The organism is Paenibacillus amylolyticus, assembly GCF_001570725.1.
Classification (GTDB): domain Bacteria; phylum Bacillota; class Bacilli; order Paenibacillales; family Paenibacillaceae; genus Paenibacillus; species Paenibacillus amylolyticus_A.
The window spans coordinates 3,326,396-3,340,219 of record NZ_BCNV01000001.1 but is presented as its reverse complement, the minus strand read 5'-3'; the positions used below and the strand labels follow the sequence as shown (position 1 = coordinate 3,340,219).

12 protein-coding genes are annotated in these 13,824 nt (G+C 48.4%); 9 read left to right on the top strand and 3 right to left on the bottom strand.

Annotation, left to right across the window (positions count from 1 at the left end):
- The first annotated feature begins 83 nt into the window (after positions 1-83).
- Entirely contained in the window at positions 84-401 is a 318-nt protein-coding gene (locus PAHA3_RS14775) for a DUF1292 domain-containing protein (RefSeq protein ID WP_036614722.1), read from the top strand.
- Positions 402-609: 208 nt separating this feature from the next.
- Here the strand turns inward: PAHA3_RS14775 and PAHA3_RS14770 are convergent, their stop codons facing one another.
- Positions 610-2,085 carry an aminotransferase class I/II-fold pyridoxal phosphate-dependent enzyme gene (locus PAHA3_RS14770; protein ID WP_062836119.1) on the bottom strand — a complete coding sequence of 492 codons (1,476 nt, stop codon included), beginning with the start codon at positions 2,083-2,085 and terminating at the stop codon, positions 610-612.
- Between the two features lie 176 nt (positions 2,086-2,261).
- Between PAHA3_RS14770 and PAHA3_RS14765 the strand changes: the two genes are divergently transcribed.
- Together PAHA3_RS14765 and PAHA3_RS14760 are read left to right on the top strand one after the other, a co-directional pair.
- The gene (locus tag PAHA3_RS14765) at positions 2,262-3,554 is read left to right on the top strand and encodes an MFS transporter (protein WP_062835394.1); all 1,293 of its coding nucleotides are present in this window, start codon (positions 2,262-2,264) and stop codon (positions 3,552-3,554) included.
- Between the two features lie 253 nt (positions 3,555-3,807).
- Positions 3,808-4,407 (top strand): hypothetical protein, encoded by a 600-nt coding sequence (locus PAHA3_RS14760; protein WP_062835393.1) that lies wholly within the window; start codon positions 3,808-3,810, stop codon positions 4,405-4,407.
- Between the two features lie 76 nt (positions 4,408-4,483).
- On the opposite strand, the gene PAHA3_RS14755 is transcribed toward PAHA3_RS14760, so the two are convergent.
- Positions 4,484-5,089 carry a suppressor of fused domain protein gene (locus PAHA3_RS14755; protein WP_062835392.1) on the bottom strand — a complete coding sequence of 202 codons (606 nt, stop codon included), beginning with the start codon at positions 5,087-5,089 and terminating at the stop codon, positions 4,484-4,486.
- Between the two features lie 262 nt (positions 5,090-5,351).
- On the opposite strand from PAHA3_RS14755, the gene gndA reads away from it, so the two are divergent.
- Both gndA and PAHA3_RS14745 read left to right on the top strand, forming a co-directional pair.
- Positions 5,352-6,761: an NADP-dependent phosphogluconate dehydrogenase gene (gene gndA / locus PAHA3_RS14750; RefSeq protein ID WP_062835391.1), complete on the top strand. Its 1,410-nt coding sequence runs from the start codon at positions 5,352-5,354 to the stop codon at positions 6,759-6,761.
- Between the two features lie 267 nt (positions 6,762-7,028).
- The gene (locus tag PAHA3_RS14745; RefSeq protein ID WP_235599445.1) at positions 7,029-7,538 is read left to right on the top strand and encodes a shikimate kinase; all 510 of its coding nucleotides are present in this window, start codon (positions 7,029-7,031) and stop codon (positions 7,536-7,538) included.
- Between the two features lie 131 nt (positions 7,539-7,669).
- Here the strand turns inward: PAHA3_RS14745 and PAHA3_RS14740 are convergent, their stop codons facing one another.
- Positions 7,670-7,975, bottom strand: a complete 306-nt coding sequence (locus PAHA3_RS14740) for a rhodanese-like domain-containing protein (protein ID WP_062835390.1) — start codon at positions 7,973-7,975, stop codon at positions 7,670-7,672.
- A 106-nt stretch (positions 7,976-8,081) separates the two neighbouring features.
- Here PAHA3_RS14740 and aroA point away from each other — a divergent pair, with 106 nt between their 5' ends.
- From aroA to ptsP, 4 genes are all read left to right on the top strand, one after another.
- On the top strand, positions 8,082-9,377 hold the full coding sequence (gene aroA, locus PAHA3_RS14735; protein ID WP_062835389.1) for a 3-phosphoshikimate 1-carboxyvinyltransferase: 1,296 nt from the start codon (positions 8,082-8,084) through the stop codon (positions 9,375-9,377).
- A 58-nt stretch (positions 9,378-9,435) separates the two neighbouring features.
- Entirely contained in the window at positions 9,436-9,870 is a 435-nt protein-coding gene (locus PAHA3_RS14730; RefSeq protein WP_017687409.1) for a CoA-binding protein, read from the top strand.
- Between the two features lie 196 nt (positions 9,871-10,066).
- Positions 10,067-11,947: a glucose PTS transporter subunit IIA gene (locus PAHA3_RS14725; protein ID WP_062835388.1), complete on the top strand. Its 1,881-nt coding sequence runs from the start codon at positions 10,067-10,069 to the stop codon at positions 11,945-11,947.
- Entirely contained in the window at positions 11,944-13,704 is a 1,761-nt protein-coding gene (ptsP, locus tag PAHA3_RS14720; RefSeq protein WP_062835387.1) for a phosphoenolpyruvate--protein phosphotransferase, read from the top strand. The genes PAHA3_RS14725 and ptsP overlap by 4 nt, the downstream gene beginning before the upstream one ends.
- The last annotated feature ends 120 nt before the right edge of the window (positions 13,705-13,824 follow it).

The window sequence follows — 13,824 nt, the reverse complement described above, 5'->3', positions numbered from 1 at the left end:
GCCCTTTTAAATTGACCTAGGTCATTGAACATGTTACGATATGCAAGGTTACACAATTTCTATTTATAAAGCGAGGTATTTCAATGAGCGATCACACACATGAACACGGCGATGGCTGCGGATGCGGGCAAGACCACGACCACGACCACGAGCATGAAGAAGTCCTTCTCACATTAACAGACGAGAACGGCCAAGACGTGGAGATGGTTTTGGTGGAGACGTTTGACGTGGAGAAGCATGTTTATGCGCTCCTGCTGGAACGTAACAATCCTGAAGCTGACGGCATCATCCTGCGTATGGAAGAAGAAGACGAGGAAATGGTGCTCTACAATATTGAAGACGAAGAAGAGTGGAACCGCGTTGAAGCGGCTTACAACGAACTCGTTGCATCACAAGAATAGTCATTCTTTTGGAACATAACATGAAGGCTCCTTGATTTCAGGGGGCCTTTTGTTTGTTCTCAAGAGGAAGACGAGCATTTTCATGACCGGTTTGAACGACGAAATAGACGGGAAAATGCAAACTCACTTATCCCATAAAATAAAAAAGGACCAAGCTTAGGGCTTGGTCCTTTACGTTCATCCCATTTACAGCGCAAATGGGGTTGTTTTAGAAAATGGCATCGGCTTCCACGATCACTTTAACGTTGGTTACGCTGCGATCTTCGGGGCCTTTGACAGGCAAGCCAACTTCGACATGATCAATGATGTAGTCGATGTTCTCTTGGGTAATAACTTCACCCGGTAACAGGATTGGAATACCTGGCGGATACACATAGATGAATTCCGAAATAATACGTCCTGCGGATTCCTTGAACGGAATGACTTCGGTATCACCGTAGAATGCATCACGTGGAGTCAGCATCAACTGTGGAATATCCGGAACTTTAACCACCAGTTCATGGGCCGGGTTCACTTGATAATACGTACGGGAGAGATCCTGCAAAGCGTTCAGCAAGATATCTACGCTGTCATCCGTATCTCCTGGCGTGATGAGACAAAGAATATTGTACATATCACTAAGTTCGACCTCGATGTTGTAATGTTCGCGCAGCCAGTTCTCTGTCTCATATCCTGTAATACCCAAGTGACGGACATGGATCGTAACTTTGGTTGGATCATAGTTGAAGGTCGCTTCTGTACCCAGCAGCTCTTTACCGAAGCAATACAGTCCATCCATATCGTTAATCGAACGTCTGGCAAACTCGGCTAATTCAATCGCCTTCTGTGCAATTTCACGACCGTGGAGTGCCAGGTTACGTCTTGATGTGTCGAGTGAAGCAAGCAAAATGTATGAAGTTGATGTTGAGGTGAGCAGACTCAGAATCGTCTGTACACGCTGTGGATTCACGAACCCGTTCTTCGTGTTCAGGTTGAGTACGGAGCTCTGTGTCATGGAGCCACCAAGCTTGTGGACACTGGTTGCAGCCATATCGGCACCTGCTGCCATCGCTGACAACGGCAGATCCTCATGGAAATGAATAAGTACGCCATGTGCCTCATCAACAAGTACAGGGACTTGATAGCTATGTGCAAGCTCAACAATCTCTTTTAGATCGGTAACTACACCGTAGTAGGTCGGGTTAATCACGAGCAATGCCTTGGCATCTGGATGACGCTCAAGTGCGCGACGGATAGACTGTGTAGTCACTCCGTGATCAATACCCAGATTGACGTCTTGTGAAGGGGAAACAAATACAGGTTTGGCGCCTGAGAAAATAATGGCGGACAAAACCGATTTATGCACATTACGGGGCACAATAATTTTGTCACCCGGTGTACATACAGACAGAATCATGGTCATGATGGCACTGCTTGTGCCTTGTACACTAAAATAGGTATAATCGGCTCCGAAGGCATCTGCTGCCAGGATCTGTGCTTCCTGAATGACACCGGTAGGCTGATGCAGGTCATCCAGCGGTGCGATGTTAATCAAATCTATGGAGAAGGCATTATCGCCAATAAATTCACGGAATTCGGTATCCGCTCCCAATCCTTTTTTATGGCCCGGAATATGAAACTGTACCGGATTGAGTGCCGCATGATTTTTTAAAGCGGTAAACAGCGGCGTACGGTGGTGATTCATCAGTGCTGTCACAACCCTTCCTAATAAAATTGGTAAACAAAGATGAGTATAGCAAATTAAGAACCGAATGCAACAGTATAATCGACAATTTTTTAAATTGCCGAGATTTGGGCACATTCCCCACGGTTACACTAAGGATAAGGAATGGGTTAATGAACGCCGAAAGGGGAAAAAGAATGCAAACCGACACAAAACCAGCCAAAATTTTGCGATCACCATTTTTTATCGCGATGTGGCTGACACTTTTTCTAGTTGAAATTATCAAAGGAGCCCTGTTGGTAGCTGTTTTGCCCGTGTATATGGACAATATTCTGGGTCTGTCCGCAGGTGTTATCGGTGTAGCCTTTGCGCTTCAATATCTGGGAGATAATCTGTTCCGGGCACCTTCCGGGTGGGCCGCAGAACGGATCGGCTTTCGTGCAACGATGGTTACAGCACTAATCTGTACCTTAATCGCTGTTATTATGATCCTTTTTCTTAAAAGCGCCTTTGGACTGGCCATGGCCTGTCTGATCCTTGGTGTTGGTACGTCACCGCTCTGGCCTTGCGCCATGACAGGGGTGACTGCGATGTCAGGCCCACAGAACAAAAATGGTACAGCAATGGGAGCGCTGGAGATGGCCGCTTTGGGCGGCACAGGGCTTGGACCCGTGGGCATGAACTGGTTGCTGGAGCGCACGCATCATGATTATCGAACCATATTTCTCGTGCTGATGGGATGTGCCATTCTGGTTATCCTGGTAGCCATGATTCTTCCCGGACGTGTCATCGTCGAAGGAGAGCATGCCGAGCAAGCAGCGAAGAATGGAGATGTGAAGTATCCAGCCAAACCGAATCTGCTCACGCCGTTTATCCGGCTGCAAAAGAGTGTGAAGGGCACATTGCAACGGGTGCGCAGCACGCTTAATGTCAATCCGCTCGTGTATCCTGCGTTGTTTATGCAGTCGTTTGTGATCGGGCTGCTCAGTCCGGTAATTACGTTATACACACGCACAGACCTGCACATCTCTCCGAACCTATACAGTTTGTTGCTGATTGCGGGCGGTGGAATAACAGTCATTGCCTTACTGCCTGTTGGTAAAATGGTAGACAGGTTCGGCACCAAACCGTTCCTGAACGTTGGTTTTTTGATGGCGGCAGCGAGTCTGTTCGCATTCTCCTCCATAACATCCATTCCCGTGGTGTTTGGTGTTGTCATGCTGGTGGGAATCAGTTATGCCATGATTTTGCCAGCCTGGAATGCGTTTGTAGCCACACTGATTCCCAAAGGGGAGCGGGGAGCAATCTGGGGATTTTTCCTTACACTACAAGGATCAGGAATGGTTGTAGGCCCCATTGTTTCCGGACTGCTGTGGGATCACGTTAGTCATCCGGCTCCATTCATCGGTAGTGCCATCGTCATGGCAGGACTTGCCGTCGTGCATTTTGTATTATCTCGGAATCCGTTCCGTACTGCTCCGGCCAAATAAGCAACAGAAAAGGGAGTTCCGTGAACCTTCGTGGTTGTGGAGCTCCCTTTTTCGCGCCCATAATATCAACAAAATCGGGGGCTTGCCCCTGTGCTCCTGCGGAAAGCTGCAATCCTGCGGCCCTTTCGGTGAAAAATAGTCAAATAACCAAGTACCCTTACATAAAATGAAGTATAAAATAGGGTAAGCCGATTGAGTAGAAGCGATTGAAGACGAGGGCCGGAGCAATTCCGGTACAGATGGAGGGAGTGCCGTGAATAAGAGTTATGAAGTTGAATATTGCAATCTGGAGCTGCGGTTCAACCGTCGGCATATCCAAAATTTGATCAAAGACCTTATTCGTGAGGGGTATTCACTATATTGGAGCGAGGACGAATCCTTTTTTATCCTGTCTGTCCGTACTGGCCGCAAGCTGGTAAAGCTCCGTTTTCAACAGACACGCAGTGGTAACTATAAGATGACAGGTGATTACATTATCAAGGACGCGAAGCTTGCAGAGTGGCTGGAGAAGCTGATTGGAGATACACGCGGGCATGCGGTTGTGAAGCGGTTCAAGGATCAGCAGATGACCGTGGAGAACATTTTATTCGGAGAAGTTATTCGGCTCGTGGAAGTGTCCGGGTTCAAACAGCGTGTTATTTTTCAAAAGGAACCTGCGCCGACGGCGGAAGAGATGGAAGAAATGTTCCTCTCGCGCGAAGGCGAAGAGCGACTCATGTTGTTACGCATGGAAGTGGACGATGAACTGGAGCGCCTGTATACGGCTGTTCAGCTGAATAATACGGAAAAGGCAAATGCCTGCCGCGAAGCATTGAAACAGTTGTCTGGACATCTGTTAATGCTGGAAGGTTGATGAATATTTCTTTTGAAAGTCATCTATTCCAAAGCCCCGGCGCAAGCCAGGGCTCTATTTTTGTGCCTAACGGGCATCACGGACGACAGGGGTCGACGATAGAATATTGCGAGCTTTCAATCCAGGCATCAAATTCATCCAATCCTTTGGTGAGCAACAGGTTGGCTTCGAAAGAAGTGATGGGTACTGCCCACAGTAATGCTACCGTCTCATGACCCACATGAATCTGTTCGAGGGATTCTTTTTCTCCCCGCAATTCATCAATGAGAAAGGCATTCGCATTCCATCGGGCTAGTGCTAATTCGCTTGATTCCATCACACGGGGAACCGTCGAATTCGGCACATTTTCGATGTGATGGGAGATCAGATCGACCAGGTACGTGTTGACACGCTCCACCTCTTCACCGCCAAGATCCGGTTGCAGCGCAAGCATCCATTCAGCAGCTACAAGCTCTCCTGAGGGCCGCGTTGCCTGAGACAACCCTACCGTCACGAATCTTGCGATGCCAGATTGAATTGTGGCCGGAAAATAATAGATTTCTACATGAATGTTTCTGTCTGGCTTCGAAAGAACGATCCTGAGCTCTGGCACCCCCCATTCATTCATATACGCCCCCAGAAGAAATGTTCTTCGAATATCCAGGGAAAACCGTTCCTCTTTTGAGAGCTGCTCTAACGCCATTATGTACAATCCTCCTTTTTGTTCGAACTTCATTGGATATAATTATAGCATTGTACAATACAATATTGGATTACTTTGGCATGATGTATTGCCTTCACGGTTCTATTTATGAAAATACGATGAACACCTCAGCAGATTGGGGTGTTTTATCGTTGCGTAACGGTGTCACGGGGTTCACTTCTATACATAAAACCGTTAAAATAGGAGTATTGTTGAGAATTTATTTCAATAAAATTAATTGGAGCAAAGGATGGAGGACCAGATGACAAAACAACAAATCGGCGTAATTGGCCTGGCTGTCATGGGCAAAAATTTGGCCCTTAACATTGAAAGCAGAGGTTTCTCGGTATCGGTATATAACCGTTCCCCGGAGAAAACCAATGATCTTCTGAAAGAAGCTGAAGGTAAAAACCTGACAGGCTCATTCTCCATTGAAGAGTTCGTAGCATCCCTGGAATCCCCGCGCAAAATTTTGATCATGGTACAAGCCGGCAAAGCGACCGACGCTACCATTGAACAACTGCTTCCTCACTTGGATGAGGGCGACATCATCATCGATGGAGGGAACGCATACTTCCCTGACACGCAACGTCGCAGCAAAGAGTTGGAAGACAAAGGCATTCGCTTCATCGGTACAGGTGTATCCGGTGGTGAAGAAGGCGCATTGAAAGGCCCTTCCATTATGCCAGGTGGACAGGAAAGTGCTTATAAACTGGTTGAACCGATTCTGACGGCAATCTCGGCCAAAGTCGGTGACGATCCATGTTGTACATATATTGGACCTGACGGTGCCGGACATTATGTAAAAATGGTGCATAACGGTATCGAGTACGGAGACATGCAGTTGATTGGTGAAGCTTACCACTTGCTCAAATCCGTATTGAACGTTTCCGTTGAAGAGCTGCACGCGATCTTTACGGAATGGAATCAAGGAGAGCTGGATAGCTACCTGATCGAAATTACGGCGGATATCTTCTCCAAATACGATCCAGAAACTGGCAAACCAATGGTTGATGTCATTCTGGACGCTGCAGGACAAAAAGGAACAGGTAAATGGACAAGCCAAAGCGCGCTGGATCTCGGCGTACCATTGTCCATGATTACGGAATCCGTATTCTCCCGTTTCCTTTCTGCCATGAAGGACGAGCGTGTAGCAGCTAGCAAAATCCTGAGTGGACCAGCGACTGAAGCGTTCTCCGGGGACAAAAAAGCATTCATTGAGAGCGTGCGTAAAGCCCTCTTCGCAAGTAAAATCGTATCCTATGCACAAGGATTTGCACAAATGCGTGCAGCTTCCGATGAGTATGGCTGGGATCTGAAATACGGCAACATTGCCATGATCTTCCGTGGTGGTTGCATCATCCGTTCGCAGTTCCTGCAAAACATCAAGGAAGCTTATGATAAAGACGCAGCTCTGAAAAACTTGCTCTTGGATCCTTACTTCCAAAACATCGTTGAGTCTTATCAAGGCGCATGGCGTGAAGTTGTAGCGGCTGCTGTACAACAAGGTGTTCCGGTACCAGGCTTCTCAAGCGCTCTTTCTTACTACGACAGCTACCGTACAGAGCGTTTGCCAGCAAACTTGCTGCAAGCACAACGTGACTACTTCGGTGCTCACACTTTCAAACGTGTGGACAAAGAAGGCAGCTTCCACCACAACTGGATGGAGTAGTACCACATATACAAGTCTATTAGATTTGGCTAGTGCCCCTTTAAGTGGCAGCTTTGGCCTGTTGAAAGGCTCATAAAGAGGTTTGGTGTTCCGGTTATTGCCGGTTAACGCCAGGCTTCTTTTTTATAAATAAGCTCATTGGAGTTCGTTATGTTGCTGGATGGTCCAACGGAAGTCGGTAAGGAGATGGTCTTTCCCAGTCCGCAGGGCTGTGTTATGATAGGACAAAAGTGCTCACGAATTGCTTGAATTAAAGGAGTGTACACCTTGAGCAAGTCTAACAATATTATTCTCATTGGCATGATGGGAACTGGCAAATCTACCGTCGCTGACATGCTTGCACGCGAGCTTGGCTACCGATTGATTGATGTGGACGCCGCGGTGGAAAAAGAGGAAGGTTGTACGATTCCAGAACTGTTCACTGACAAGGGAGAGACGTATTTCCGTGATGCCGAGAGCCGTACGTTATGCTCGGTACTGGAGAAAAAGTCACAGGTCATAGCGACCGGAGGTGGCGTGGTGCTGCGTTCGGATAATTGTGACGTGATGTCGAAGAATGGTTGGGTTGTAGCCCTGACTGCTGATCCAGCAGTGATTGTAGAACGTGTTAGCGGCTGTGACAATCGTCCGCTTCTTGCAGGCAATGCAGAGGAACGCATCAAGACGATTATGGAAGAACGTAAAGACGCATATCGGTTCGCGCATTATACGGTGGATACAACCGAGTTATCCGCTGCTGAAGTGACTCGTTTAATTTTAGCGCATTACCGCGTCTAAGCTTGTGATCATCGAAGTTTCTTGGTGGATAGATGGTGGCAGATAACACAAAACGGGCCATATGGCCCGCTTCTAGGAGTGGAGTAGAGGTCACACAAGGTTACAATGACTTAACTCCGCTCCGAGTTTTTCTAGTCTTCCTGTTGCCATTGAAGCATGCCACCGACCATGTTCGTACAGCCTTCATATCCGAGTTGCTGCAGATATTCACATGCACGTTCACTGCGGTAACCGCTGCGACAGATGATTACGATCTCGCCTGACTTATCAATCTCAGACAGTCGGTCCGGAATCTGTCCAAGCGGGATATGCTTGGCGCCTTCGATCATGCCTTGTGCCACTTCATCGTCCTCGCGGACGTCTATCATCTGCAGCTTCTCTCCTGCCTGTAAACGGCGGCGCAGCTCAGATGTTTCAATTTCAGCTATTTGTGTCATATTCAGGTCCTCTTTTCTGTATGGACTTAACGCCTATAATGATACCCAAGCGATGCACGGAATGTCAATTTGGCAACAATATAATCAACGAAGGAGAATTTCATCCATGGACGTTATTGTTAAACCAACCCCTACCCTGAACGGGGAAATCGGAGCTCTGTCCTCCAAAAACTACACGACTCGTTATTTGCTGGCTGCTGCCTTGGCAGAAGGCACAAGTACCATTCATTTCCCGGCACACAGTGAAGACAGTGACGCCATGCGCAGATGTATTCGCGATCTGGGGGCAGTGCTTGAAGAAGACGACAGCAAGATTGTGATCCAGGGCTTTGGCAGTGATCCCCGTGATGTGCGTGAATTGAATGTAGGCAATGCGGGTGCAGTACTTCGTTTCCTGATGGGCGTTACAGCGCTTTGTCCTGAAGTTACTTTTGTGAATACGTACCCGGATTCGCTCGGCAAACGCCCGCATGATGACCTGATCGATGCGCTTGGTCAACTGGGTGTAGAAGTACAACATGAACAAGGGCGCCTGCCGATTACGATCAAAGGTGGCAATGCCAAGGGGGGACACATTCGTGTATCCGGCTCCGTTAGCTCCCAATATCTTAGCGCATTGCTGTTTGTTACGCCTTTGCTTGCAGAAGACAGCACCATTGAAGTGCTGAATGACCTGAAGTCCAAGGTCGTTATCGGACAGACCCTGGAAGTACTGGAGCAGGCAGGCATCGTTATCCATGCAAGTGATGATTACATGTCCTTCCGTGTACCAGGTGGACAGGCTTACCAGCCAACGACCTACACAGTTCAAGGGGACTACCCGGGCTCAGCAGCGGTTCTTGCCGCAGCAGCGGTTACACAGTCTGATGTGAAGATTTTGCGCTTGATGGAGCAGAGTAAGCAAGGTGAACGTGCCATCGTTGATGTGTTGCGTATGATGGAAGTGCCATTGACACATGAGAACGATGTCGTACACGTTCAAGGCAATGGTAGACTGAAAGCGATCGAATTCGACGGGGATGCCGCGACGGACGCCGTTTTGGCTATGGTAGCCGCAGCTGTGTTTGCGGAAGGCACGTCACGGTTCTATAATGTAGAGAACCTGCGTTACAAGGAATGTGACCGAATCACTGATTATTTGAACGAGCTGCGGAAGGCAGGAGCGAACGTCGAAGAGCGTCAGGCTGAGATTATCGTACACGGGCGTCCGGAAGGCGTTGAAGGTGGCGTTGAGATTAACGCTCATTACGATCATCGCGTAATTATGGCGCTTACAGTCGTTGGTCTGCGTTCCAAGGAACCACTTCGTATTCGGGATGCACACCATGTAGCCAAGTCTTATCCGCAATATTTCGATCATTTGCAGGCGCTTGGCGCCTCGGTTCAATGGGTAAAAGAGTAAATAACTGAAAACTGTCTTTTGAACACGCACTTTAATCAGAAAAGGATGGTGCTTGAACATGGAATTTAACAACCCTACTCGTGAAGAAATTGGACAACTTTTGCGCAAGGCAGGCAACATCGCAGTCGTCGGCTTATCAGACAAATCGGATCGCACTTCCTATATGGTAGCCGAAGCCATGCAGAGCAGAGGCTATCGCATCATCCCGGTTAATCCACAGGTGCAAGGTGAAATCCTTGGAGAGACGGTATATGCCACACTCGCGGATATTCCAGAGCCGGTAGACATCGTCAATGTCTTTCGTCGCGAAGAGTTTTGCGCGGATGTCGCTCGTGACGCTGCCGCCATCAAAGCGAATGTACTGTGGCTGCAGCTTGGCATCCATAGTGATGAAGCGGTCCAGATTGCTGCGGAGAACGGGATGACAGCGGTAACGAATCGTTGTATCAAGGTAGAGGATTCCATCGTTCTGCGCGGCGCTGGACGCGGCTGAGAGGCTCGTTCACCTGTGATCAGATGATCTCCTGATCTGTCCCAATTGAATGATTATAGGATGAATCCCGTTAACTTGAAGTTGACGGGATTTTTTCTGTTCTATTTTTGCCGTATTAATTACCAATTGGTTACTGTTTTACTTTGACAAAACGTTGCGTAAAGCTTACCATCTAGGATAGAAAGGAGAGGTCGCCATGAATTGGCTCGGATCCTTGCAGCAGCTCGGACGAGCGGTAATGCTGCCTACAATGGTCCTGCCCGCCGCCGCAATTTTGCTCAGTGTTGGCAGTCTGCCTTGGGACGCCTGGGGATTGGAAGTTGTCGGTGAAGTGTCTACCGTGGCCGGACACGGTATTTTTTATTTCTTGCCGTATTTGTTCGCTGTCGGTGTAGCACTGGGACTCTCCAACCAGGCCGGACAAGCGGGACTCGCTGCGCTGGCTGGTATCGTGATATATGATCAGGTCACTCGCAACTTCGGCGACGGCACCGTTCAGCCCGCTTCCTTAATCGGAATCATACTCGGCGCGCTTGCCGGGGGAATGCATAATCGCTTTAAAAGCATTAAACTGCCTGAAATTTTACAATTTTTCGGGGGTTCAAGGTTTGTTTTACTCATTGTTGGACTCTGTTCGGCACTGTTCTCCTGTTTTATGTTATGGCTTGCTCCGATCCTTCAGCATGGATTGAACGCCATCGCCACTTGGGAATACAGTCTCGGGGGTTTTGGGCTGTTCATCTACGGGGTGTTATACAGGGTGCTGGTCGCTTTCGGCCTTCATCACCTGCTTAACAATGTGTTTTGGTTCCAGTTAGGGACGTTCGAAACGCCTGATGGTAACATTGTGCAAGGTGATTTGCCTCGATTTTTTGCAGGTGATCCCACCGCAGGATTTTTTATGGCGGGTTTGTTTCCCATCATGATGTTCGCCATTCCGGCAATAGCCTTCGCTATTATTCAGGAAGCCAGGGAAGATCTGAAACCGAAAATCAAGAAAACCTTTCTGACATCGGCACTCGTTTGTTTTCTGACCGGGGTATCGGAGCAGATTGAGTTTGCTTTTTTGTTCGCCGCACCTTATCTGTTCATCGTGCATGCAGTCATGTCCGGTGTTGCCATGTGGATTAGCTACTGGCTCGATATTAGGCACGGGTTTTCTTACTCCGCAGGTATTATTGATTACATACTCAATTTCCATCTATCGGAGAATGCTTGGAAGCTCATTCCGGTTGGCATACTATATGGGCTGGTCTATTACTTCCTGTTCCGATGGGCGATTCGTACGTTCAAGATACCAACACCAGGACGTGAAGAGGGGTCTATGTTGGAAGATTGGGTAGGTAACATTCCTTATCAGGCACCTTTGATTCTCGAAGCTTTGGGTGGAAAAGGGAACATTGTGCAGGTTGAAGCCTGTATTACGCGTCTTCGCCTGACTGTGCATGATGACCGTCTGATCGACACGGGTGCCATGAAGAGTATGGGGTCCGCTGGACTGATCAAGCTGGGTGGCGGTAACGTACAGGTGGTATTCGGTACCTACTCGGAATTGATCCGGGAAGAAATCGCGAAACTGCTGGAAAGAGATCTGCAACAGGTGCTGTTCTGTGCTCCCGTTCAGGGTAAAATGCTCCCGATTGAAGAGGTGCCCGATCAGATCTTTGCAGCCAAGCTTGTTGGGGATGGTGTAGCCTTTGTTCCGGAAAAGGGAGAGCTGGTCTCACCCGTGTACGGAACGATTATGCACTTGTACCCGACCATGCACGCCCTGGGTATTTCCACCCGAGAGGGGCTTGAGGTGTTACTGCATATCGGCATCGATACCTCTCAGTTGAAAGGCCATTTTGAAGCTTTTGTTCAGGAGGGCGATACGGTGGAGCCAGGGCAGTTGTTGATCAAGTTCGATCTGGCAGTACTTCGCGAGCAAGCGGCGTCACTGACAACACCAATGGTAATTACGAATCCAGATCGTGTAAAATCATGGAGTTTTGCTCCATTTAAGCAAGTTAAGAAAGGTCAGGCATCCGTTATGTCCGTGGTGCTCTATGACAGGAACGTTGGAGGGGTAGAATGAAGATACAAGGCATCAACGGAGCTGCAGGCATAGCCATCGGCAAAGCATTTGTCCTGCCCAGTTGGGAATGGGATCTGCCGGATCAGAAGATGGATTCGGTGGATCTCGCCCAGGAGTTCGAACGGCTGTATGAGGGCATACGGACATCTAAGGATGAGATCGAATATATCAAAAATGAGTTCAAGGAAGTCGTTGGTCCAGAGGAGTCCAGTATTTTTGATGCACATCTGGCAATCCTCGAAGATCCGGTATTTATGAACGAAATTCGCGGTATTATCGAACGACAGTACAAGGCAGCAGAAGTGGCGGTCAAAGAAGCCATTGACCATTTTGTCACGATGTTTGATCTGCTGGAAGATGAGTATATGAAGGAGCGGGCTATTGACATCAAGGATGTGGGTAACCGTCTGCTCAAGCATTTGCTTGGCGCACCAGAGATTACACTTCCTTCGGATACCCAGCCTTATGTACTCGTTGCAAAAGAGCTGTCGCCATCTCAACTGGCACATCTAAATCCCACTCATGTGCTAGGCATTGTAACCTTAATTGGCGGGAAAACATCACACTCTGCGATTATGGCTCGTGCACTCGGCATTCCTCTCGTTTCCGGTCTGGAAGCGAGTCTTGGCATGCCGGTAGAGACAGGGGATATGCTTGTGGTAGATGGTGACAATGGCTTGGTATTTACCGATCCGGACCGCAAGACGATTGAACGGTATACGATGCTGCGCAGCAAGCAACTGAAGAAAAAGGAACAACTTCAAGTGCTTGCTACGGTAGATGCCGTGACTAAAGACGGGGCCGTATTACACCTTGCTTCCAATATCAGTTCCGTGAAGGAACTGGACATGGCTTTAAAACATGGAGCGAAGGGCGTAGGCTTGTTCCGGACAGAGTTCCTGTATATGGACCGGGCTACGTTCCCGGGCGAGCAAGAGCAGTATGAGGTGTACCGCCTTGTGGCAGAGAAAACAGCAGGCCAATCCGTTGTCATTCGTACACTGGATATCGGTGGTGATAAGCAGCTCGATTATTTTGAATTGCCTGAGGAAGACAATCCGTTTCTGGGGTACCGTGCCATTCGGATTAGTCTGGACCGCAAGGATCTGTTCAAAACACAGCTTACAGCCATTCTGCGTGCCAGTGCTGCTGGTAATGTCAAAATCATGTATCCGATGATCTCTTCGGTGGAAGAGCTTCAGCAGGCCAATGAGATTCTTCGTGAGGCGATGTCCGATCTGGACGAGCGGGGACTGTCATACGATCCTCACATTCAGGTAGGGATTATGATTGAAGTTCCTGCAGCGGTGATGATTGCTGACCTTCTGGCTGAGGAAGCAGATTTCTTTAGTATTGGTACGAACGATCTGGTTCAATATGTATTGGCAGTAGATCGAATGAATGAGCAGATAGCTCATATGTATCATCCATATCATCCGGCTGTTCTACGGATGCTTCGTGCCACAGCGGATGCGGCTCACACCGCCGGAATTGATGTTAGTGTGTGCGGAGAGATGGCAGGGGACGAACGTGCCATACCGCTTTGGCTGGAGCTTGGCATCCGCCACTTGAGTATGTCTCCACAATCCCTGCTACGTGTGAAGCACAGAGTGCTGAATACAACTGCATCGGAAGCCAAAGAAGAAGCACGTAAGTGCTTCGCCCTGCGCACCAGTGGAGATATTGAGGAGCGCCTACAGGTTTTTAATGATTCCACAGGTAGTCCAGACGAGCAAAGTGGTTCGAATGCATCATGAACTGGATAATTGGATATAAATACCTTTAAGTTAATATATTTACATTTGTGATAAATAGTTGTTAAGAAACTTGTGATAGTAAAATAACCCCGTTGTGCATGAGATCAGCACAACGGGGTT